Raw genomic sequence first — 19,363 nt, 5'->3', positions numbered from 1 at the left:
GTGCGACGGTGGCCGTGGCGGGGGGCGCGATCTACAACGCCGCCGACCCGGGTGCCGCGGCCAAGGAACTCAAAAAACGCGCCACCGCCTGACCGGCCGCGTCGGGAGACTTGACGAGAGAAAGGAGCCGGCGTGAAGGGCAAAGAGTCACGTGCTCGATCCGATCGGGCACCAGCCGCGCGGAACACCTACTGCGCCTTGCTGATGCAGGCCTCGGAAGTGCTGCGGCTGCGCTACGTGCAGTGCAGTCAGGACACCGGCCTGTCCCCGGCCGCGGCGAGCGAGCTGGCGGCCGTCTTCGAGGGAATCGCCAAGGGGCATCCCGACTTCGACCAGGTCGATCCCAAAGAGGCGATCGCCTTGGCACACCGTCTGATCGACGACGACCACCCTGAGCTGTCAGGAATGTGGCCCAGAACCCGGTGAACCGGTTCTCCCCCCGTTCGGGGAGATCGCCCACCGCGGCCCGCTCGGTCGCAGGCGGTCGTCACGGCGCAGCCCGAACCGACGCCGACGGGTCCGCCGCTTCGCCCCGGCAACCCGGCTCGCCCCGGAAACCGGGTGGCGCCACGCCACCACGCCAGCCCCGGCCAGCCGATCACCGACCGGTACACCACCCCAACCCGCCGGCAAGCCGAATCGGCGCGGAACACGGGCGGTGCACCACTGCAAGCCGGCGCCGGCAACCCAGCCCAGCACGAAAAACGGGCGGCGCACCAATGCAACCCGACGCCGGCAACCCAGCCCGGCACGGAAACCCAGGTGCCACCACGCCAGCCCCGGCCAGCCGATCACCGACCGGCGCACCACCTCTACCCACCGGCGACCCAGCTCGGCGCGGAAACCAAGTGGCACAACCACGCCGCCCCGTCCGGCCGCTCCCGGGCCTCGGCCCGACCTGACCGCACTCGAGGATCATTCGCAGCTCAACGAGGAGTACACGATGTCCACTGCCGTTGCCACCGAAGTCGAAGCACCGCCCGAGCCCGCATCCACGGGCGACCCCTCCATGATCGGCGTGCCCACCTTCATCGTCGGCGCGACCGCACTCGGCCTGGTGCTGACCGGGTTCGTCCCGGCGAGCGCAGTCGGCGCCTCGATCGCGGTCATCCTGCCCGCGACCGGCCTCGGCCAGCTCGTCGCGGCGGTGTGGGCGCTGTCGCTGGGCCAGAACGCCGTCGCCTCCGTGTTCGGCATCTTCGCCGGCTTCTGGCTCAGCTATTCGGCACTGGTGCTCGGCCTGACCCACAACTGGTTCGGCATCACCCCGGACGCCGCGGTCGCCACCCAGGGCGTGTTCCTGATCGCCTGGCTGCTCACGATCGTCCTGCTGACCCTGGGCACCCTGCGGCTGCCCGCGGCTTTCACGGTGCTGTTCGTGCTGATCGACCTCGCACTCGCGCTCGTGCTGTACGGCACGGTGGGCAACGCCCCGGGCGCCTCCACCGCCGGCGGCTACGTCACGTTCGCCTTCACCGCGGTCGGCATCTACCTGTACCTCGGCGCGATGTCCGCCGCCACGGGCGGCCGGGGGCTGCCGCTGGGCCGCCCGGTGCTGACCTGACGCGACCCCGGGCGGGCGTGACTCTTCGCCGCCCACCCGGCGGTGGTCGACGGACCACCTGGAGCAGACCCCGCCCCGACACGGCCCCGGGCGGGGTCTGCTGCGTCCACGGGGTCGCGCCTGCCGCCGACTCGCGGTGGCTGCCGAACAACGTCCGGACAGCAAGAAACCCGCCGTTTCCGGCGGGTTTCTTGGTACTGCTGTCTCAACCAGACGTGCGCCCGAAGGGATTCGAACCCCTGACCTTCTGATCCGTAGTCAGATGCTCTATCCAGCTGAGCTACGGGCGCTTGTTCAGTTGTTAATCTAGCACCTGCCGAAACAGGCACCAGCGGAGGCTCCGGGATTTGAACCCGGGAGGGGGGGTCACCCCCAACCGCATTAGCAGTGCGGCGCCATAGACCAGACTAGGCGAAGCCTCCTGGGCCTTAACGACCACTGCCCAGATAGCTTACACACCCCCCAAAACCCCGCGAAGGCACCCCCCGAAAGCGAAGATCAGCGTTGCAGCAGGCGCCGCAACCAGGGGGAACGGCCGCCGAGGCCCTCGGCTTCGAAGGTCGCGACGCCGACGCGCGGGAGTTCGCGCACGCCGGGGTACACGAGGTACCGCGGGACCCACCGCGGCTGGAACTTGGCGTTGAAGCGATACAGGCTCTCGATCTGGATCCAGCGCGAGAAGAAGTGCAGGACCTTCGCCGAGATGCGTGCCACGGGACCCGCGCCGATGCGTTGGCCCTGTTCCATCAGCGACCGGAACGCGGCGAAGTTCAGCGAGACGTGGTCGATGTCGTGCTCTCGCGAATAGACCAGCAGCTCGGAGATCATCAGCTCGTTCACGCCGTTGTCCGCCGACCGGTCCCGCCGCATCACGTCCAGCGACAGGCCACGCGCACCCCACGGCACGAACTGCAGGACGCCGCGTACGCGCCCGCCCTGTTCGGCCGTCACGATCACCGCGCCGGGGTCGCCCATGCGGCCCAGGGCCATCGAGAAGCCGCGTTCCGTCTCGGTGCCCCGCCATGCCGCGGCCAGTTGCACCAGCTCGTCCAGCTCACCCGGCCGCAGATCCTCAGACCGGCGCACCAGCACCTTGTACCCCGCCCGGCGCGTCCGCGAAGCCGCCTGGCGGACGCCGCGCATGATGCGGCCGTCCAGTGTGAAACCGGCCGTGTCGACGACCGCCTCGTCGCCGATCTCCAGCACCTCCAGCCCGAAGCGCGCCCACACCGTCGCGCCGAGCTCCGACGCGCCCATCGCCGCCGGCACCCACGCGTGGCGTTTGCAGATCTCCAGGTACTCCTCGATGGCGCCCGGCCACGCCTCGTGGTCGCCCAGCGGGTCGGCCGACGTCAGCGCGACGCCGGCGATCACGCGGTACGTCACGGCCGCCTTGCCCGTCTTCGAGAACACCGCGAACTTGTCGCGCCGCAGCGCGAAGTAGCCCAGCGAGTCGCGATCGCCGTGCTCGGCCAGCAGGGCCTGCAGGCGCGCCAGCTCCTCGTCCGACAGCCCCGGCGCGGGCTCCGCCGAGCGCAGCAGGAAGTACGCCGACACGAGCACCGCCGCGATGCTGAACAGCAGCCCGATCCCGGCCGACAGGTCCTCCAGAAACCGCCCGTGGAACACGGCGGGACCGCTCACGCCCACCAGCGCCAGCCCGGACTGCGACAGCCGAGCGGGGAAGCTCAGCGGCTCGAGCATCCGGCCGGACGCCACCGAAAGCAGCACCACGTTGATCACGAACCCGGCCAGCACCAGCTGCAGGAACACCCGCACCGCGCGCCAGCGGCCCGTCGACGGGTCGGGCTCCGCGACGAAGTAGCGCCGGTTCACGATCAGCCCGATGAGCAGCACCACCGACACCACGCCCGCGCCGAACACGTGCCGCAGGCCCAGGTGTGACAAGGTCAACAACACCGCGAAGCCGACCGCGAGCTGCCACGCCCGCCGCTTTCGCCGGCGAAGTCCCGCCGCGAGCATGATCAGCAACACGCCCGTGACGACGGCCACGGTCGCCGCCGCCACGGTCGCTTCCTGAGGCAGCTCCAGCCACTCGGCCAGGTGGCCACGCAGGTTACGGCTGGACGGAACCACCACGGAAAGTAGTGTCAGCAGGCCGGCGAGCCTGGTCACCCAGGTGATCGCCTTGACGGTCGTCACGCCCGCCACCTGCCAGCTGTGCTGCACGCGTGTCCCCGTCATCACGCGTGCAACACGTACGGCCCAGCCATGCTTCCCCTTGCTTCGTCACCGGCCGGCGAGCTCCCCCGCGAGCTCCGTGAACGGGGCCAACGCGGCCGGGTTGGCCAACGCGTCCCTGCTCACAGCCCTCTCCGGCGCGACTCCGGAGAGTATCTTCTTCACCGGTACCTCACACTTCTTACCGTTCAAGGTACGGGGGATTTCGCCGACCACCACGAACCGGTCGGGCACGTGTCGCGGTGACAGAGCGCTACGAAGCTCCTTCCGCAGCTTCGGCTCCACGTCGGCAAGATCCACACCCGGCGCCAGCACGAGGAAGCACAGCAGCTGCCCGTCGTCGTTGCCCGCCGCGGAAGTGTCCACGACCAGGGAGTCGGCGACCTCGTCGAAGCCCTCCACCACGCGGTAGAACTCGGCCGTGCCCATGCGCACGCCGCCACGGTTGAGCGTGGAGTCGCTGCGGCCGTAGATCACGGCGGAGCCGCGCGGGGTCACGCGGATCCAGTCGCCGTGGCGCCAGACGCCGGGGTACATGTCGAAGTACGCCTCGTGCAGCCGCGCGCCGTCGGGGTCGTTCCAGAAGAACACCGGCATCGACGGCATGGGCTCCGTGATCACCAGTTCGCCGACCTGGTCGATCAGCGCGTTGCCGGCTTCGTCGTACGACGCGACGGCCGCGCCCAGCGCCCGGCACGACAGCTCGCCCAGCCACACCGGCACGTCGGGCGACGCCGCCACGAACGCCGCGCACAGGTCCGTCCCGCCGGAGACCGAGCAGATCTGCACCGCCTTCCCGATTTTGTCGGCGATCCACCGGAAGCCCTCGACCGACAGCGGCGCACCCGTGGAACCCAAAGCGCGCAACGCACTCAGGTCGTAACGTGCCGACGGTTCCAGCCCCGCCTTGAGGCAGCTCTGGATGAACGGGGCCGACGTGCCGAAGTAGGTGATGCGGTGCTGTTCGGCCAGGTGCCACAGCACGTCGAGGTCGGGGTGGCCGGGGCTGCCGTCGTAGAGCACGATCGTCGAGCCCACCAGCAGGCCCGAGATGAGGAAGTTCCACATCATCCAGCCGGTGGTGGTGAACCAGAAGAACCGTTCACCCGGCCCGAGATCCGCTTGCAGCGAGAGGGCTTTGAGGTGCTCGACGACGATCCCGCCGTGGCCCTGCACGATTCCCTTCGGCAGGCCCGTGGTGCCCGACGAGTACAGCACCCACAGCGGGTGCCCGAACTCCACCGGCGCGTACGCCAGCTCGGTGCCGGCGTGCTCGGCGAGCAGGGCGTTCCAGTCGAGGGCGCCGTCAACGCTCCCGCCACCCACGTACTTGACGAGAACGGTCGCGCTCAGCGACGGGATGTCGGCGCGCAACCGCTCGACCGTGGGGGTGATGTCGAACTCCCGGCCGTTGTAGGCGTAGCCGTTGACCGCGATGAGCACCTTCGGCTCGATCTGCGTGAAGCGGTCGGAAATCGCGCGCACGCCGAAGTCCGGTGAGCACGACGACCAGATCGCGCCCAGCGAGGCCGCCGCGAGGAACGCGACGAGCGTCTGCGGGCAGTTCGGCGCCAGCGCCACCACCCGGTCGCCCTTCGCGACGCCCAGCGCCTTCAACGCTCCGCGCGCCGCGGCGACCTGCGCGCGAAGGTCGCCGTACGTGAGCTGCTCGGCGAAGCCGTCTTCGCGGTGGAAGATCACGGCGAGCTCGTCGTCGCCCTTCGCCGCGCCCGCGACGCCGGGGCTGAGCGCGTGTTCCGCGTAGTTCAGCGTGCCGCCGTCGAACCACTTCGCGTTCGGCATCGCGCCCGAGAGGACCTCTCGCGGCTTCTCGTGCCAGCGCACGCCGGAGAACTCGGCGACGGCCGCCCAGAAGTCGGGCACGTGTTCCACGGAGTAGCGCCAGAGCGAGTCGTAGTCGTCGACCTGCACGCCGCGTTCTTCCCGCAGCCACCTGCGGAACGCCTCGATGCGAGTGTCGGACACGCGGCTCGGGTCGGGTCGCCAGAGCACTTCGGGGACATCGGCAGTCTGGGTCACCCGCCGATGTTAACTGCGGCTAACCGGCCAGGCCACCGTCTTGTCTGCGGCTTACCGCAGGTGTGCGTCGAACCAGTCCAACGTGCGCTGCCAGGCTTCCTCCGCCGCGCCGGGGTCGGCGTCGAAGCGGTGGTTGGCGCCCGGGTAGCGCACGACGTTCGTGGCCACGTTCGCCGACGCCGCCGCTTCGCGCAGTTGCTCCACTTCGGCGCCGCCGGCGTCGTCACCGGCGTCGCCGTACATGCCGAGCCACGGGCTGGTCACGTGCCCCGCGATGTCGAGCAGCCTCGGCAGCTCCGTCACGCGCTGGCCGCCCACGCTCACCGCCGCACCGAGCCGGCGGTGTGACGCGACCACCAGCGCCGCCGTGCCACCCAGGTCGAAGCCGACGACGCCGCGCAGATCGGCCTCCACACCGTGCTCGAGCAGCCATTCGAGTGTGATGTCTGTCGCGTCGAGGAGGTCCTGCTGCGTGAGCTTCTCGCCGTCGTCGATGTGGGGCGTGACGGTGAGCCAGCCTTCGTTCGCCAGGCTCGCGACGAGCAGCACCACGCCGTCGGTGACTCCTTCGCCTTCGTGCAGCACAACGAGGCCGCCGCGGATGGCACCGTCGGGCTCCGCGAAGGTGAGGCGCAGGGCGCGCCCGTCGGTACGCTGGTAATCCACGGTGCTCGTCGACGTCATCGCCTCATGCAATCACCTCCAGGTGAACATTGGGAACCTTTGTGGATCCGTCGTCGCGAGCTACGGTGGCCAGGCCGTCCCGTTTGACCCGAGGAGTACCGACGATGCCGTCCCTCGCACCGCGCCCCGACCTCGATTCGTTGCCGAAGTACGTCCCCGGCCGGACGATCCAAGGCGCGATCAAGCTCGCGAGCAACGAGGTGCCCGGCGGCCCGCTGGCCAGCGTGCGCGCCGCCATCACCGAGGCGATGGCCGACGTCAACCGCTACCCGGATGCCGGCTCGCAGGCCCTGCGCGAGCGGCTCGCCACCGAACTCGACGTGGCCGTCGAGCAGGTCTCGATCGGCTGCGGCTCCGTCGCCCTGTGCCAGCAGCTGGTGCAGGCGGTCTGCGGACCCGGCGACGAGGCGATGTACGCCTGGCGTTCCTTCGAGGCCTACCCGATCGTCACGCAGGTCGCGCACGCCGAGTCGGTGAAGGTGCCCTTGACCGACGGCCACGGCCTCGACCTCGACGCGATGCTCGCGGCGATCACGGACCGGACGAAGCTGGTCTTCGTCTGCAATCCCAACAACCCCACCGGCACCGTGCTGACGCGCGACGAGATCGCCCGTTTCATCGACGCCGTGCCAGCGCACGTGCTGGTGGTACTCGACGAGGCGTACACGGAGTTCGTCTCCGACGCGGAGGTGCCCGACGGCATCGAGTTCACGCGTACGCGGGAGAACGTCGCCGTGTTGCGCACCTTCTCCAAGGCGTACGGGCTCGCTGGCCTGCGCGTGGGCTACGCCGTGGCCTCCCCCGCCATTGCCGAAGCGCTGAGGCAGGTCTGCGTCACCTTCTCGGTGAACGCGATCGCTCAGGTCGCCGCCATCGCGTCCCTCGACGCTGCCGATGAGTTGCTCGAACGCTGCCGGGAAATCGTCGTCGAACGCGACCGCGTGCGGAACGCGTTGGTGAAGATGGGGTATGAAATCCCGCCCACACAAGCGAATTTCGTGTGGTTCCCGCTCGGTGAGAAGACGGTCGCGTTCGCCGAGCACATGCTCGACCGCAAGCTCATCGTGCGTCCCTTCGCCGGTGACGGCGCTCGCGTGACGATCGGGACGCCGGAGGAGAACGACCTGTTCCTGGCGGCTGCCCGGGAGTTCCTGGCTTGATCGGTTGGCATGGGTTGGCGGGACGGCATCCGTTCCGCTGACCCTGTCGCTTCGCTCTCCCCGGTTCGGCGTGGACGGGCTTGGGTTTCCCGCAAGGTCAAAGAATTCGCCCTCGACACCGACCGACCAAGGACACCCCTTGCCCCGGTGGCAATTCACCACGAAGACGTCCGCGGCCGCCGTCTCATCCCAGCCGTTACCCGGGCACAACGGCCGTGGCAGTCACTTCACGACCAGTTCCACCACTGCCGCAACACCGATCACCACGATCACAGCGCGCAACACGGTCGGCGACAACTTGCGCCCGACCTTCGCCCCGATCTGCCCCCCGATCGTCGACCCGACGGCCAGCAACCCGATCACCGGCCAGCTCACCGGGGCGACGACGGCGTAGATGAGGCCGGCCACGACGTTGATGACGGCGGCGAGGACGTTTTTGACTCCGTTGAGGCGTTGCAGGGGCTCCGACAGCAGCATCCCCATCACGGCCATCATCATCACGCCCTGCGCGGCCGTGAAGTAGCCGCCGTAAATGCCGATGACGAACAGCAACCCGAGCAGCAGCGGCCCGGGTTTGTGCTCGGTGCCGTTGGCCTCACGGCGCTTCTGCACCCACTTCGACACCGTCGGCTGCACGATCACCAGCACCACCGCCAGCCCCACGAGCACGGGCACGATCGTCTCGAAGGCGTCCTTGGGCAGCGTGAGGAGCAGAACCGTTCCCCCGATCGCCCCGAAAAACGAGGCGATCGAGAACTTGAGGATCTGCGGCCAGTACCCCTCCAACTCGGCGCGGTACCCGTACGCCCCACTGATCGTGCCGGGCGCGAGCCCCACCGCGTTGGACGTCGTCGCCGTGATCGGCGGGTACCCCAACGCCACGAGCACCGGAAACGTCACCAACGTCCCCGACCCGACCACCGCGTTGATCGTCCCCGCCCACACCCCGGCGACGAAGATGATCACCGCATGCCACCACGTCATAACGCACTCACTCCGGCACCCTAAGCACCCCCGCGCACCCCCGCGACGCGATGTGTCAGGAGGAACAGTTCCAGCTGGCCCTAGTAGGTGGCGCTCTGTCTTCTTTGCCTCGGCAACTTGGAGTAATCCGCCGTTCGGTACTTCGCTCTTCCTCAGTTCAACCAAGATCGGCAAAGCCGACCTCCGTCGGCAAGCAGGCAAATGACGACCCGCCAATAGGGCGCACTCACCCAGAGTGGTGATCTCCCGCTTCGACCTGCACTAGCGACAGTCGTCCTCTTTCGGCAAAATGCCCACCCGAGGGTGATCAGTCCATTACGGTAACGCCAGGGGACGGTCCGCTACCGGACTGAAGCGTCATGAGGGGGAACGCAGTGGCTCTACCTGCGCCGGAGTCGAAGTGGCTCACCGGCCTGAACTTCACGATCACCGGCGACCAACCCGCCGGCGGCGGTGCGTCGGGCGGAGCTGCGGCGGCTCCTGCCGGTCCGGGCTTCAGCCTGAGCCCGGACGAGGCGCGAAGCATGCTGACCGTCGCCAAGCGCGTCCGTGACCAGCTCCGCGACATGCGAATCAAGGCCAACCGACTGACAGCCCTCAGCCCACCGGCGGACGAGCCGGGAAGCACCGGATACAACAAACTCCTCGTCGGCGACGGTCAAAGCACTGGCGCGTTCGGGTACGGCAACGAGTCAGTCAAGCGTGAGTACGCCTACGCTGCCGAGCTGGTCGACCGGCTGGAGAAAGCCCTTGGCATCACCGAATCGGCCGACGAGCAAGCGGGGACCGATATCAAGAACGCGGGCTCCCAAGAGCAGGGTAAGGGGTTGGCGTGATCAGCCACCGAGTCGTTCTCACGCTGTCCGCCACAGCAGTGGTCCTCGCGGCGACCGCGGGATGCTCAGGCACAACCGCCGCCACCCCCACGACCACTCCACCGCCGCCCAGCACGAAGACGTTGCCCCACAGCGGAGCCCCCAAGGTGGAGCACCCGTTGCCGGCTTCGGTGCTCTCAGGCGACCCTTGCCAGGATGGCCTCACCGCGGACCAGATCGAACGAATCCTCGGCACGGCCGCGCAAGGCGAGCGTGACGACGCCGAGGGGCTGGGGCCGGCGTGCAACTGGCACAACACGGATACCGGTGCCGTTGTGGGCGTGGGCTACAGCACCCAACCACGCGAGGGACTCAGTGCGGTCTACGCCGGCACAAAATCCCAGGCCAAGATCTGGCAAGTCCTTCCGGCCATCCAGGGATTCCCGGCGGTTGCCCACTCGACGGACAGCCCCGGCCCCGACAATGATCTTTGCCAGGTGAGTGTCGGAGTCAGTGACGAGCTGGCGTTCGATGCGTCAGTGGGCTTGAGTCAAGCCAAGGTCGGCAAAACCAACCCCTGTGATGTCGCGGCAACAGTGGCCGACATGGTCGTCACCAACCTGCGCCAGAAAGCTGGTGGCTGATGAGCTTCTTCAGCAAGATCGGCGACGCCGCGAAGTGGGTGGGCGACCGTGTCAACGACACCGAGCAGTGGGTCGACGACGTCGGACACGGCAACGTCGGCCAGCAGGCCGTGCCGGCCCCCGAGTTGGTGCAGAAGGTGCTCAACAGCAAGGGCGCCGGCGGTTGGCACGAGGGTGCCGGGCAGGCCACGCAGCTCGCGGCGGACCACCACACCATCAGCGCCGACATCCAGAACCTCAGCACCGGCCTCGAGTCCGTCTGGACCGGCGGCGGGGCCGAGGCCGCCCAGCAGCGGATCAAGGTCTTCTCCGACACGACGGCCGCGGCGTCGCAGACGTACACGACCAACGGGCAGAATCTCACCGGCCTCGCGCACGGGTTCGACGAGATGAAGCAGGCGCTGCGGCCCATGCCGGGAACGCCGCCGCACAAGGATTTCATCGATGTGGCGACGCCGTGGGACACGGACACCGAAGACAAGATCAACCAGTACAACCAGCTCGCCCAGCAGAACCTCGACCGTTACAACGGCTACGCGCAGCAGGCGCAGAACAGCGGTCAGGGCCTCAAGACGGATTACGGCCAGCTGAACGGATTCGACGGCACCGTCACGATCACCCAGCCCGGCAAGGTCAAGCGCGAGAAGCTGACGCGCACGACCAAGACCACGACCGACGACGACAAGACGTCCACCTCACAGTCCGAGGTCGACACCCGGCACATCACGACCCCTCCGCCGACCACGCCCCCGCCGACGACGCCGCCGCCGACCACGCCGCCCCCCGACGTTCCGCCGCGGACGGTGCTGCCGCCGCCGACGGGGCGGCCGGTGGTGCCGCCGGAGCAGAGGCCGCCGCGCGACCAGGAGTGGCCGGGCAGGCAGCCGGGTGACGATGACGACACCCACACGTCGAGTGATCTGGACGATCCGCGGGTCACGCAGCCGCCGGGGCAGCGGTTCCCGGTCCTCAGTGGGAATCCGTCGTGGTCGGCGACGGGTGGAGCAGACGGCTTCGGGCCTGGCGGCTTCGGCGTAGGTGCCGGGGCCGGTGCGGGCGTCGGCGGAGCAGGTGGGTCCGGGGCGTTCGGCGGACGCGGCGGGGCAGGGACCGGGTCTCGGCTCGGTGGTGGTGCCGGGTCCGGCGTGTTCGGGGAAGAAGGCGGCCGTGGCGGTGCGCCGGGCGGCCGCGGCGCGGCGGCGGGTGCGACCGGCGCCAAGGGCTCGCCCGGGATGGGCGGCATGGGCGCCACCGGCAGCAAGGGCAAAGGCGAGGAAGACGCCGAGCACCAGCGCAAATACGGCATCGACGACGACTCCGCCTTCTCACTCCTCGACGACGAAGACGGCAGGCTCCTCGATCCCCACACCGGCCTTCCGCCGACGCCCCCGACCATCGGAGCCTGAGCAGAGCGATGACGATCATCGACAGACCGGTGCGGTTGCCCCGGCCGGTGTTCCTGGTTTCCTGGAGTGTCGCCGAGCTCGGTGAGCCGCCGATTGTCGTGGGACCGGACCAGACGTACCGCACCGACGAAGCCGAGGCGACGTTGCGCCGACGTGCGATGGACGCGTTGTACGACCTGGGGCTGGCCACGTCCGCCGGTGAGCTCACCCGGGCGTGGCGCGAGACGCTGCACGTGCTCGCCCGGCCGGCGCGCGAGATGTACTCGTGGAGCAACTTCCGCAACAGCGACGACGACGGCGCCATCCTCGTCGCCGAGTCCGGTCGCGACGCCGTGCGCCTGATCACCGACCACCGTGTGGTGCAGCTCGACCCGGTCCCGGCGCGCGAAGCCGCGGAGCACCTGGTGGACGCGCTGCCCACGCGCCCGCCCGCGCGGCTGGCGCCGATGAGTGTGCCGAAGATCCACTTCGAGGACGCGGGCCGCGACTACGAGTCCGACAATCCGCTGACCGAGATGGCCCACGAAGCCGACGAGCTCCGCCGCCTCATGCGCGCCGGCCGCGACGCCGCGCACCAGCTGTACGTCGCGACGCGCGACGACGCAGGCCTGCGGACGCGCAGCACCCCGATGTCCGTGCTCGACCTCACCGACCGCGGCCGCGTGCTGACGTTCGTCGGCAACACCAACGGCGAGGCGCGCATCAACGTCCACCCCGGACACCGCGCGCACCTGATCGAGGCGCTGCACCTGGCGTCGAACGCGCTCGGCTAACGCTCGGCCAGGCCTTCCGCGGTGGCTTTCAGCAGCCGCGTGAGGCGGGGCTCGAAGTCGAGCGCCGTGTGGGACCAGCGGGGTGGGAGAGCTGCCAGAACGACGTCAGCCGAGCAGGGCGGCGATGACGTCGTGAACCTGTTGCGCAGTAAGGGTTCCGGCGTCGACGAGAGTCTCGACGATCACGTCGTACGCCTGGTGCCGGCGCTGCGCTTCGCCGACAGGGTGGCGGGCGGATCATCCAAATTTCCTCGCTGGACGGCCAGATCGGGAGCACGGGGATGATGGCTTACCAATCGGCGAAGTGGGCCGTCGGCGGGTTCAACGAGGCGCTTGCCGCGGAGGTCGCGGCGCTCGGCATCGAGGTCCCGGTCCTCGAGCCGGTCAACGTGTCACCGAAGCTCCGGAGAGAGAATTGGCACGCACAACGAGGAAACAGCTCGCCCGAGATCACGAGCTGATACCACTCAGAGCAATATCAACTCGGCCGCTTACGAGAGCGCGCGAACACCACCCACCAGTATGCCGTTAGAGGCACATTGAGCACAGCGACACTCACCATGCCCCACGATCTCCAACCTCCGAGACCGCCTAACAGGGCCAGCACAAGCCATGTACAACTTATCAAGGTGTAAACGATCGCGAAGGAGAGCGCGACCTTCGAAGGCATTTTCCCCTGCCCGAAGAATCCCTGCATGGACACCTCATGGTCAAATCCAGCCGCGTGAAACCTCGTGCTTTTGAAGAACTACCCGTCCGGCCGCAACATCAACCAGCCACCTCAGTCCCGTGGCTCAAACACACAAAACTCATTCCCCTCCGGATCCGCCATCACCCACCAATCGATATCCGCGCCCTTGTTCCGCACCAGCACCGCCCCCAGCGACACCAACTCCCCCACGTCCCCGAACACGTCGAGGTGCATCCGGTTCTTCACCGTCTTCACCTCAGGCACCGGATTGACCCAGATCAACGGCCCAACCCCGGCGACGTCCACGATCGGCACCGGATCGTCGGCTGAGCGGGTCTCGTCGCGCCGCGTGTAGCCCAGCGCGACGCACCACCAGTCGGCCAGTTTCTGGTGGTCCCGGGCGTCGAGGACCAAGTCCTTGAACTTCGCAGTCACGCTCTCAGAGTGGCACGCACCACCGACATTTTCCGCCATCCGCCACGACCTGCCAGGATGAGCGGGTGGCCCACGAATCCGAACAGGTCTGGAGCGCCACCGTCGACCGCCTGCGCGCGATGATCGACAGTGGTGAGCTCCCGCCGGGCTCGAGGCTGCCCGCGGAACGCGCCCTGTGCGAACAGCTCGGCATCAGCCGCGGATCGCTGCGGCAGGCGTTGCGGGTGCTGGACTCGATCGGCTACGTCCAGATCCGCGCTGGCTCCGGCACCTACGTCCGTGAGCAGACCGAAGCGCCCCTGAGCAGCTGGTTCTCCGAGCACGAACAGCTGGTGGAGAAGCTGTTCGACCTGCGCGCGACGGTCGAGCCGACGCTGGCCGAGCGCCTCGCCACCAGCCACTCGCCGCGGACGCTGCAGAAGCTCGAGGACAACGTCGCCGAAATGGAAGCCGCGGCCGCCGAAGGTGACATGTTGCGCGTCATCGCGACCGACGCCGAGTTCCACCGCGTCATGGCGGGCAACGCCGGCAACGACGACGTGGCCGACCTCCTGCGCTCCGTCCTGGCCCTGGTGGGCGAGGAGCGCCGGGCCGCGCTGCGGTTGCCGGGCCAGATCCGCAAGGCGGTGGATGAGCACCGGGCGATCCTGTCGGCCTTGAAGGCCTCCGACGGACCTGCCGCGCGGGAGATCACGCTGAGGCATTTGCTGGATGCGAAGTCTTATGCCCACGATTACGCGGCGGGCAACGACTCTGCGATGTAGCTGACTCGCGGCCTCCTGAGGTACGGGGGGACTCGGAGAACGCTGTTCCTGGGCTGTCGCGTGAACTCCCGCGTGCATCGCCGGGACCCGTCCGACGACGCGTTCGCACTCCTGTCACCGGCGCCTCGGATCTGCACGAGCGGCGCCCTGGACGCTGGGCGACCGCGTCCCTGACTTCGGCTGCCCGAGTAGAGGGCAACTAGTCAGGACCTCATGCGCCCCCAAGGCCGCCGCGGTCCGGTGGGATCATGCCCCGAGCCCCGCTGTCACAACACATGCGCCAGAACGAGATCCGCGACCTCCGGCACCGGAACCGTCGTCACGACCTCGAGAGTCGCCGAAGCGCGTAGCAGCGGTGCCACAGTTTCGAGGTACCCCAACGTCTCCGCAAGTTCCGCCGGGTCCTTCCCGTACGAGTTCGACGTGCGCGAAGCGAGCCGGTCGACGAGGACGGAAGCCGGGGTACTCAACAGCACCACGTGAGAACGAACCGCCGGAACCGAACCTGGTTCCGCACCGTGCCCGAGACGAAGAGCGACCCGGAGGAAGCCAGCAGCTCCGCCATGACGTCTTCCCGCCACAACCGTTCCCCGCCAACCACTTCGGTGTAGGGACCGTAGTCGGTGTCGACGGTCGAGAAGCCGCGGGCAGACAGCTCGGCCAGCAGCGCGCTCTTGCCGACCCCTGACATGCCCGTGACGAGCACCCGCACTAGTGCGGTTCCAGGATCCGGTCCACGAACCTCCGCACCTTGTCCTCCATGCGCGCCACGCGTTCCTCGAGGGTCAGGGTCTCCACGGGCTGCGGGACGTCCGGCTTGAGCTCCCCGCGGACATACGCGCTGCAGGACAGGTTGGCGCAGACGTACGTGCCGAGGGTGTTGCCCTCGCGGCCGGCCTTGCCCGCGCGGCGGCCGGTGAAGAGGGTGATGTCGGACGTGGCCTGGGTGGTGGAGCAGAAGGCGCACATGTTGCTGCGCAAGCGCGACGAAGCAGGCGGCGCGGCGCGCAGGGACAGACCCACGACGCCGCCGTCGTGAGGCACCACGAGGTAGGCGCGGCCGGGGGCCTTCGGGTCGCGCCAGCCGAGGAAGTCGCGCGTGGCCCAGGGGACGTCGGCGGGGAGGGTGACGGACTTGGCCTCGCCGCGGGAGCAGTTCACGAAGGAGGCGCGGATCGCGTCGGCGTCGAGGGGTTGCATGGGCAGCACGGTAGCGACGCGGCCACGAGCGCTGCCACGCCTTTTCTCGCCGAGCCAGACGCGAGCGCCAGCCCGTACGATCGGCGGCGTGCGCAAGCGAACGGCGGGGCGGTTCCGGCTGGTCCTGCGCACCAGTCTGGGCTTCGCCGCGCTCGGCATCGGGTCGAGTGTCGCCGGGTCGGCCGTCGTCGCCTTGCTGCTGTTCCTGCAGGGGCTGCCCGGGGACGTCGGAGATCGCGGGTGGATCCTCAGCCTCACGGCGGGCGGGATCGTGGCCGTGAGCCTGCTCGTGGGCACCCTCTGGACCGCCTACCTGCAGCGACGCACCGTGGTGTGGTTCACGATCGGCCGCCCGCCGACCGAGGACGAGGCCAAGCGCGCGCTGCGGCTGCCCGTGGACATGGCCGTGGTCAGCGGCACGCTCTGGCTCATCGGCACCATCGCCCTGGGCACGCTGGCCGGCGTGCTCGGCTCATTCGACGACGCGTCCGGCATGGCGCTGACGATCGGCCTCGGCGGGCTGACCACCGTCGGCCTGATGTACCTCGCCGCGGAGTGGGTGGCGCGGCCGGTGATGACGATCGCGCTCGACGTGACGCCGCCCCGTGGCTCGCTCCCCGTGACCGTGCTGACCCGGCTGATCGTCACCTGGGCCCTGGCCAGCGGGGTACCGCTCGTCGGCGTGCTGCTGGTGGCGACGCCGCCCGACATCAGCCGCGCCAACCCGACGGCGAGCCTGATCACGCTGTCCGTGATCGGCCTCATCACGGGCGCCATCGGCACGGCGCTGCTGGCCCGCGCCGTCGCCGCGCCGTTGCACCGCCTGCGCGTGGCGCTGGACCGGATTGCGCGCGGCACCACCGACGTGTCCGTGGACGTCGACGACTCCAGCGAGATCGGCATGCTCCAGACGTCGGTGAACGAGCTCGCCGCCGGGCTGCGCGAGCAGGAGCGGATGCGGGACCTGTTCGGCCGGCACGTCGGCACCGACGTCGCGCGCCACGCCCTGGAGTACGGCGCCTCGCTGTCCGGCGACGTACGTGAGGTGACGGCCCTGTTCGTGGACGTCGTCGACTCCACCGCGCTCGCGTCGCGCACGCCGCCCGAGGAGCTCGTGGCCAAGCTCAACCGCTTCTTCGCCAGCGTGGTCTCGGCCGTCGACGCGCGCGGCGGCCTGGTCAACAAGTTCCAGGGCGACGCGGCGCTGTGCATCTTCGGCGCGCCCACACGCCTGTCCGACGCCCCCACCATGGCGCTGGCCGCCGCCCGCGCGATCCGCGACGCCGTGGTGGCGGACGGCGAGCTCGACCTGGGCATCGGCGTCGCGTGCGGGCAGGTGTTCGCGGGCCAGCTGGGCACGTCGAGCCGGCTTGAGTACACCGTGATCGGCGACGCCGTGAACGAAGCCGCGCGGCTGACCGAGCACGCCAAATCCGTGCCGTCACGCATCCTGGCCAGCGAAGGCGCCGTGAAGGCTGCGCTCGGCGGTGAGCGCGAGTTCTGGCAGCCGCACGGCTCGCTCCTGCTACGCGGCCGTCAGCGGGCGACTGAGGCCTGGACGAACTAGCCCAGCTCAGGCCAGGTCAGCAACGTCGAGCCCCAGGTCAGGCCCGCCCCGAACGCCGTCAGCAGCACCCGGTGACCGGGCACCAACGTGCCGTCCTCCACCGCGTCCGCCAGCGCCAGCGGGATCGACGCGGCGCTCGTGTTGCCGACGCGGTCGATGTTCGCCACCACGGCGTCGGCGGGCAGGCCAAGGTGCTTCGCCGTCGCCTGCAGGATGCGGATATTCGCCTGGTGACCCACGAACCGGTCGACGTCCCCGACCATCCAGCCGGCCTGCTCCAGCACGGCTCGCGACGATTCGGCCATCCGCGCGCACGCGTGGCGGAACACCGCCGTGCCCTGCATGACGAGGTGGTGGTCGCGCTGGTCCTCGGAGAAGCGGTGCTTCGAGCCGCCCGCCTCGACCCACAGCAGGTCGGCCAGCTCGCCCTCGCTGTGGAGGTCGAACGGGCCGATCGCGCCCGGCTCGTCCGAGTCGCCGGCGCGCAGGACGACCGCGCCCGCACCGTCGCCGAAGATGGGCACGGTGGCGCGGTCCGTGGGGTCGACCAGCGAGGTGAAGACGTCGGCGCCGATCACCAGCACGCGCTTGGCGATGCCGCCGGCGATGAAGCCCTGCGCCGTGGCCAGGGCGTAGACGAAGCCGCTGCACACGGCGTTCACGTCGAACGCGGCGGCGGTGCCGAGCCCGAGCCGTGCAGCCACCTGGGGCGCGCTGGCGGGGCAGAGCTGGTCGGCGGTGGAGGTGGCGAGCACCACGGCGTCGACCGAGCTGTCGCCGAGCGCTTCGCGGCCCGCGGCGACGGCGAGATCCACTGTGGACTCGCCGGGCGCGGCCATGCGGCGCTCACGAATGCCGGTGCGGGTGCGGATCCACTCGTCGGAGGTGTCCAGGGTCTGCGCGATCTCGTCGTTGGTCACGACCCGTTCGGGCAGCGCGCGGCCGAGCGCGGTCACGACGGCGGTACGACCAGGTGGGAACCCGACAGGACTCACAGCTATTACCTCCCCGGCCGGCGGACGGCGGTTCCACCGGCTCGCTCCACTTCTATGGGCTACCCCTGGGTAGACCGGTCAGTTGTGGCGCACGTCACTTATCCCCCTCTTTCACGTTCGCTCGATAGGAGGTATTGGGCAAACCTGTTTTTGATCAGGGGTGAGCCTCGGTAAAGGCGAGGCGTCCTGCAGGTGCGCCCGGTTAGCCTGAGGCGTGCTCACTCCCGACCTCGACCGGCTGGACCTCGCCATCCTCGCCTGCCTGCAGGCCGACTCACGCACGATCGCCGAGGTCATCGGCGCGAAGGTGGGCCTCTCGGCCGCCGCCGTGCAGCGCCGCATCAAGCGCCTGCGCGAGACGGGTGTGATCGAGAAGGAGGTCGCCGTGCTGTCCCCCGGTGCCCTCGGGCTGTCGATGACCTTCGTCGTCATGGTGGAGATGGAGCGGGAGAACCTGACCGTGCTGGACGCGTTCCGCAGGCAGGTACTGGGCGACGACTGCGTGCAGCAGTGTTACTACGTCACGGGCACGGCGGATTTCGTGTTGATCGTGACTTGTCCGGACATGGCGGGGTTCGAGGCGTTCACGCGGCGGATGTTCTTCGACAACCCCAACGTCCGGCACTTCACCACGAGCGTGGCCATGGACCGGGTGAAGGTCGGTCTCACGCTGCCCCTGGCCTGACCGCCACGGTCTACATCGGACCGTCCGTGACAATCCCGTGACCATGCGCGAAAGTCTCCTGGCGCCTGCCCGCTCGGGCGAAATCGGGTGACGGGCGGTCAGCGGTCGAACGCAAGGGGTATGTGGTCCGTGTTACGCCACAGAGGACGGATGCAGCCGATCGCGTGAATGGCGGGAAACCGGCGTCACGAGAGCCGAAGCTGATCATCTCCTTGCCGACCAGTTCGCAGGGCGCGAACCACCGGAGGAAACACCAGGAGCAGCCGTGCACACCGACGCCGTACACCAGACCCAGTTCGTGTTGCTGAACGAGAGCACCACGCCGGTGCTGTCCCGCCTGTCCTACCACTGCGCGGAACCCTTCGCGGTCACTGTGGCGTTCCGGACCGAGCGCGGCCGGTGGATCGAGTGGACGTTCGCACGTGACCTGCTCGTGACCGGGCTCGAGGAGCCGTCCGGGCTGGGCGACGTGCGCATCCGCCCCGACCTGTCCGAGGACCCGGCGATGCTCACGCTGGAGATCGAGTCGCCCGACGGGTACGCGTCGTTCGAGCTGGACCGCGAGGACGTCGAGACCTTCCTGGAGTCCTCCTACGGACTGGTTCCGCTCGGCACCGAGAGCGAGAACTTCGACATCGACGGGCTGATCGACGAGATCAGCAACGTCTGACCCACCTGGAAGACTGCCGATCCCGCGGCGGTAAAGGGAGAAGGGCGGCTCGAGTGCTCTGGAGGCACTCGAGCCGCCCTTCTT

General features: G+C 69.1%; 20 protein-coding genes, 2 tRNA genes and 1 pseudogene. 12 read left to right on the top strand and 11 right to left on the bottom strand.

What is annotated here, in order from left to right:
• Nucleotides 1-132: 132 nt before the first annotated feature.
• Complete coding sequence (locus AB0F91_RS19005) at nucleotides 133-426, top strand: hypothetical protein (RefSeq protein ID WP_360598834.1); 294 nt, start codon at nucleotides 133-135, stop codon at nucleotides 424-426.
• Nucleotides 427-943: 517 nt separating this feature from the next.
• Nucleotides 944-1,564 (top strand): GPR1/FUN34/YaaH family transporter, encoded by a 621-nt coding sequence (locus AB0F91_RS19000; protein WP_360598833.1) that lies wholly within the window; start codon nucleotides 944-946, stop codon nucleotides 1,562-1,564.
• Nucleotides 1,565-1,780: 216 nt separating this feature from the next.
• On the opposite strand, the gene AB0F91_RS18995 is transcribed toward AB0F91_RS19000, so the two are convergent.
• From AB0F91_RS18995 to AB0F91_RS18975, 5 genes are all read right to left on the bottom strand, one after another.
• Nucleotides 1,781-1,854, bottom strand: a tRNA-Arg gene (locus AB0F91_RS18995).
• 42 nt (nucleotides 1,855-1,896) lie between these two features.
• Nucleotides 1,897-1,986 (bottom strand) — tRNA-Ser (locus tag AB0F91_RS18990).
• A gap of 76 nt (nucleotides 1,987-2,062) precedes the next feature.
• The gene (locus AB0F91_RS18985; RefSeq protein ID WP_360598832.1) at nucleotides 2,063-3,769 is read right to left on the bottom strand and encodes a phosphatidylglycerol lysyltransferase domain-containing protein; all 1,707 of its coding nucleotides are present in this window, start codon (nucleotides 3,767-3,769) and stop codon (nucleotides 2,063-2,065) included.
• 45 nt (nucleotides 3,770-3,814) lie between these two features.
• Complete coding sequence (locus tag AB0F91_RS18980) at nucleotides 3,815-5,806, bottom strand: acetoacetate--CoA ligase (protein WP_360598831.1); 1,992 nt, start codon at nucleotides 5,804-5,806, stop codon at nucleotides 3,815-3,817.
• Nucleotides 5,807-5,857: 51 nt separating this feature from the next.
• Nucleotides 5,858-6,490 carry a dienelactone hydrolase family protein gene (locus AB0F91_RS18975; RefSeq protein WP_360598830.1) on the bottom strand — a complete coding sequence of 211 codons (633 nt, stop codon included), beginning with the start codon at nucleotides 6,488-6,490 and terminating at the stop codon, nucleotides 5,858-5,860.
• Between the two features lie 104 nt (nucleotides 6,491-6,594).
• On the opposite strand from AB0F91_RS18975, the gene hisC reads away from it, so the two are divergent.
• On the top strand, nucleotides 6,595-7,650 hold the full coding sequence (gene hisC / locus AB0F91_RS18970) for a histidinol-phosphate transaminase (protein ID WP_360598829.1): 1,056 nt from the start codon (nucleotides 6,595-6,597) through the stop codon (nucleotides 7,648-7,650).
• 222 nt (nucleotides 7,651-7,872) lie between these two features.
• On the opposite strand, the gene AB0F91_RS18965 is transcribed toward hisC, so the two are convergent.
• Nucleotides 7,873-8,634: a sulfite exporter TauE/SafE family protein gene (locus tag AB0F91_RS18965; protein ID WP_360598828.1), complete on the bottom strand. Its 762-nt coding sequence runs from the start codon at nucleotides 8,632-8,634 to the stop codon at nucleotides 7,873-7,875.
• A gap of 374 nt (nucleotides 8,635-9,008) precedes the next feature.
• Here AB0F91_RS18965 and AB0F91_RS18960 point away from each other — a divergent pair, with 374 nt between their 5' ends.
• The 5 genes and pseudogenes from AB0F91_RS18960 to AB0F91_RS18940 all read left to right on the top strand — a co-directional run.
• Entirely contained in the window at nucleotides 9,009-9,470 is a 462-nt protein-coding gene (locus AB0F91_RS18960) for a hypothetical protein (protein ID WP_360598827.1), read from the top strand.
• Nucleotides 9,467-10,093, top strand: a complete 627-nt coding sequence (locus tag AB0F91_RS18955) for a DUF3558 domain-containing protein (protein WP_360598826.1) — start codon at nucleotides 9,467-9,469, stop codon at nucleotides 10,091-10,093. Before AB0F91_RS18960 ends, AB0F91_RS18955 begins: the two co-directional genes overlap by 4 nt.
• On the top strand, nucleotides 10,093-11,499 hold the full coding sequence (locus AB0F91_RS18950) for a hypothetical protein (RefSeq protein ID WP_360598825.1): 1,407 nt from the start codon (nucleotides 10,093-10,095) through the stop codon (nucleotides 11,497-11,499). Before AB0F91_RS18955 ends, AB0F91_RS18950 begins: the two co-directional genes overlap by 1 nt.
• An 8-nt stretch (nucleotides 11,500-11,507) precedes the next feature.
• A complete protein-coding gene (locus AB0F91_RS18945) occupies nucleotides 11,508-12,272 on the top strand; it encodes an ESX secretion-associated protein EspG (protein WP_360598824.1) in 765 nt (254 codons plus the stop codon).
• Nucleotides 12,273-12,493: 221 nt separating this feature from the next.
• Nucleotides 12,494-12,733 (top strand): annotated as a pseudogene (locus AB0F91_RS18940) (SDR family NAD(P)-dependent oxidoreductase); the annotation flags it as partial.
• 320 nt (nucleotides 12,734-13,053) lie between these two features.
• Here the strand turns inward: AB0F91_RS18940 and AB0F91_RS18935 are convergent.
• On the bottom strand, nucleotides 13,054-13,398 hold the full coding sequence (locus AB0F91_RS18935) for a VOC family protein (protein WP_360598823.1): 345 nt from the start codon (nucleotides 13,396-13,398) through the stop codon (nucleotides 13,054-13,056).
• A gap of 65 nt (nucleotides 13,399-13,463) precedes the next feature.
• On the opposite strand from AB0F91_RS18935, the gene AB0F91_RS18930 reads away from it, so the two are divergent.
• Entirely contained in the window at nucleotides 13,464-14,162 is a 699-nt protein-coding gene (locus AB0F91_RS18930) for an FCD domain-containing protein (RefSeq protein WP_360598822.1), read from the top strand.
• 266 nt (nucleotides 14,163-14,428) lie between these two features.
• Here the strand turns inward: AB0F91_RS18930 and AB0F91_RS18925 are convergent, their stop codons facing one another.
• Genes AB0F91_RS18925 through AB0F91_RS18915 form a run of 3 tightly spaced genes read right to left on the bottom strand, consistent with a single transcriptional unit; the run spans nucleotide 14,429 to nucleotide 15,362 of the window.
• Entirely contained in the window at nucleotides 14,429-14,632 is a 204-nt protein-coding gene (locus AB0F91_RS18925; RefSeq protein ID WP_360598821.1) for a hypothetical protein, read from the bottom strand.
• A complete protein-coding gene (locus tag AB0F91_RS18920) occupies nucleotides 14,629-14,853 on the bottom strand; it encodes a hypothetical protein (protein ID WP_360598820.1) in 225 nt (74 codons plus the stop codon). The genes AB0F91_RS18925 and AB0F91_RS18920 overlap by 4 nt, the downstream gene beginning before the upstream one ends.
• Nucleotides 14,854-14,873: 20 nt before the next feature.
• Nucleotides 14,874-15,362: an FBP domain-containing protein gene (locus AB0F91_RS18915; RefSeq protein ID WP_360598819.1), complete on the bottom strand. Its 489-nt coding sequence runs from the start codon at nucleotides 15,360-15,362 to the stop codon at nucleotides 14,874-14,876.
• Nucleotides 15,363-15,450: 88 nt separating this feature from the next.
• Between AB0F91_RS18915 and AB0F91_RS18910 the strand changes: the two genes are divergently transcribed.
• A complete protein-coding gene (locus tag AB0F91_RS18910; RefSeq protein WP_360598818.1) occupies nucleotides 15,451-16,929 on the top strand; it encodes an adenylate/guanylate cyclase domain-containing protein in 1,479 nt (492 codons plus the stop codon).
• Here AB0F91_RS18910 and AB0F91_RS18905 read toward each other — a convergent pair.
• Nucleotides 16,926-17,885 (bottom strand): beta-ketoacyl-ACP synthase III, encoded by a 960-nt coding sequence (locus AB0F91_RS18905; RefSeq protein ID WP_360598850.1) that lies wholly within the window; start codon nucleotides 17,883-17,885, stop codon nucleotides 16,926-16,928. The two genes, AB0F91_RS18910 and AB0F91_RS18905, sit on opposite strands and share 4 nt — an antisense overlap.
• Before the next feature lie 253 nt (nucleotides 17,886-18,138).
• Between AB0F91_RS18905 and AB0F91_RS18900 the strand changes: the two genes are divergently transcribed.
• Both AB0F91_RS18900 and AB0F91_RS18895 read left to right on the top strand, forming a co-directional pair.
• A complete protein-coding gene (locus AB0F91_RS18900; protein WP_360598817.1) occupies nucleotides 18,139-18,609 on the top strand; it encodes an Lrp/AsnC family transcriptional regulator in 471 nt (156 codons plus the stop codon).
• Between the two features lie 265 nt (nucleotides 18,610-18,874).
• On the top strand, nucleotides 18,875-19,279 hold the full coding sequence (locus AB0F91_RS18895) for an SsgA family sporulation/cell division regulator (protein WP_360598816.1): 405 nt from the start codon (nucleotides 18,875-18,877) through the stop codon (nucleotides 19,277-19,279).
• Nucleotides 19,280-19,363: the final 84 nt, after the last annotated feature.

The organism is Amycolatopsis sp. NPDC023774 (genome assembly GCF_040639695.1).
Taxonomy (GTDB): Bacteria; Actinomycetota; Actinomycetes; order Mycobacteriales; family Pseudonocardiaceae; genus Amycolatopsis.
The sequence above is the reverse complement of the archived record's forward strand: the minus strand, read 5'-3'. Positions and strand labels throughout refer to the sequence as shown.

Bases quoted from the DNA above. Each gene is read 5' to 3' on its own strand.
- AB0F91_RS18950 (WP_360598825.1), top strand. From the start codon at position 10,093: ATGAGCTTCTTCAGCAAGATCGGCGACGCCGCGAAGTGGGTGGGCGAC.
- AB0F91_RS18985 (WP_360598832.1), bottom strand. From the start codon at position 3,769: ATGACGGGGACACGCGTGCAGCACAGCTGGCAGGTGGCGGGCGTGACG.
- AB0F91_RS19000 (WP_360598833.1), top strand. From the start codon at position 944: ATGTCCACTGCCGTTGCCACCGAAGTCGAAGCACCGCCCGAGCCCGCA.
- AB0F91_RS18915 (WP_360598819.1), bottom strand. From the start codon at position 15,362: ATGCAACCCCTCGACGCCGACGCGATCCGCGCCTCCTTCGTGAACTGC.
- AB0F91_RS18975 (WP_360598830.1), bottom strand. From the start codon at position 6,490: ATGACGTCGACGAGCACCGTGGATTACCAGCGTACCGACGGGCGCGCC.
- hisC (WP_360598829.1), top strand. From the start codon at position 6,595: ATGCCGTCCCTCGCACCGCGCCCCGACCTCGATTCGTTGCCGAAGTAC.
- AB0F91_RS18945 (WP_360598824.1), top strand. From the start codon at position 11,508: ATGACGATCATCGACAGACCGGTGCGGTTGCCCCGGCCGGTGTTCCTG.
- AB0F91_RS18920 (WP_360598820.1), bottom strand. From the start codon at position 14,853: ATGTCAGGGGTCGGCAAGAGCGCGCTGCTGGCCGAGCTGTCTGCCCGC.
- AB0F91_RS18965 (WP_360598828.1), bottom strand. From the start codon at position 8,634: ATGACGTGGTGGCATGCGGTGATCATCTTCGTCGCCGGGGTGTGGGCG.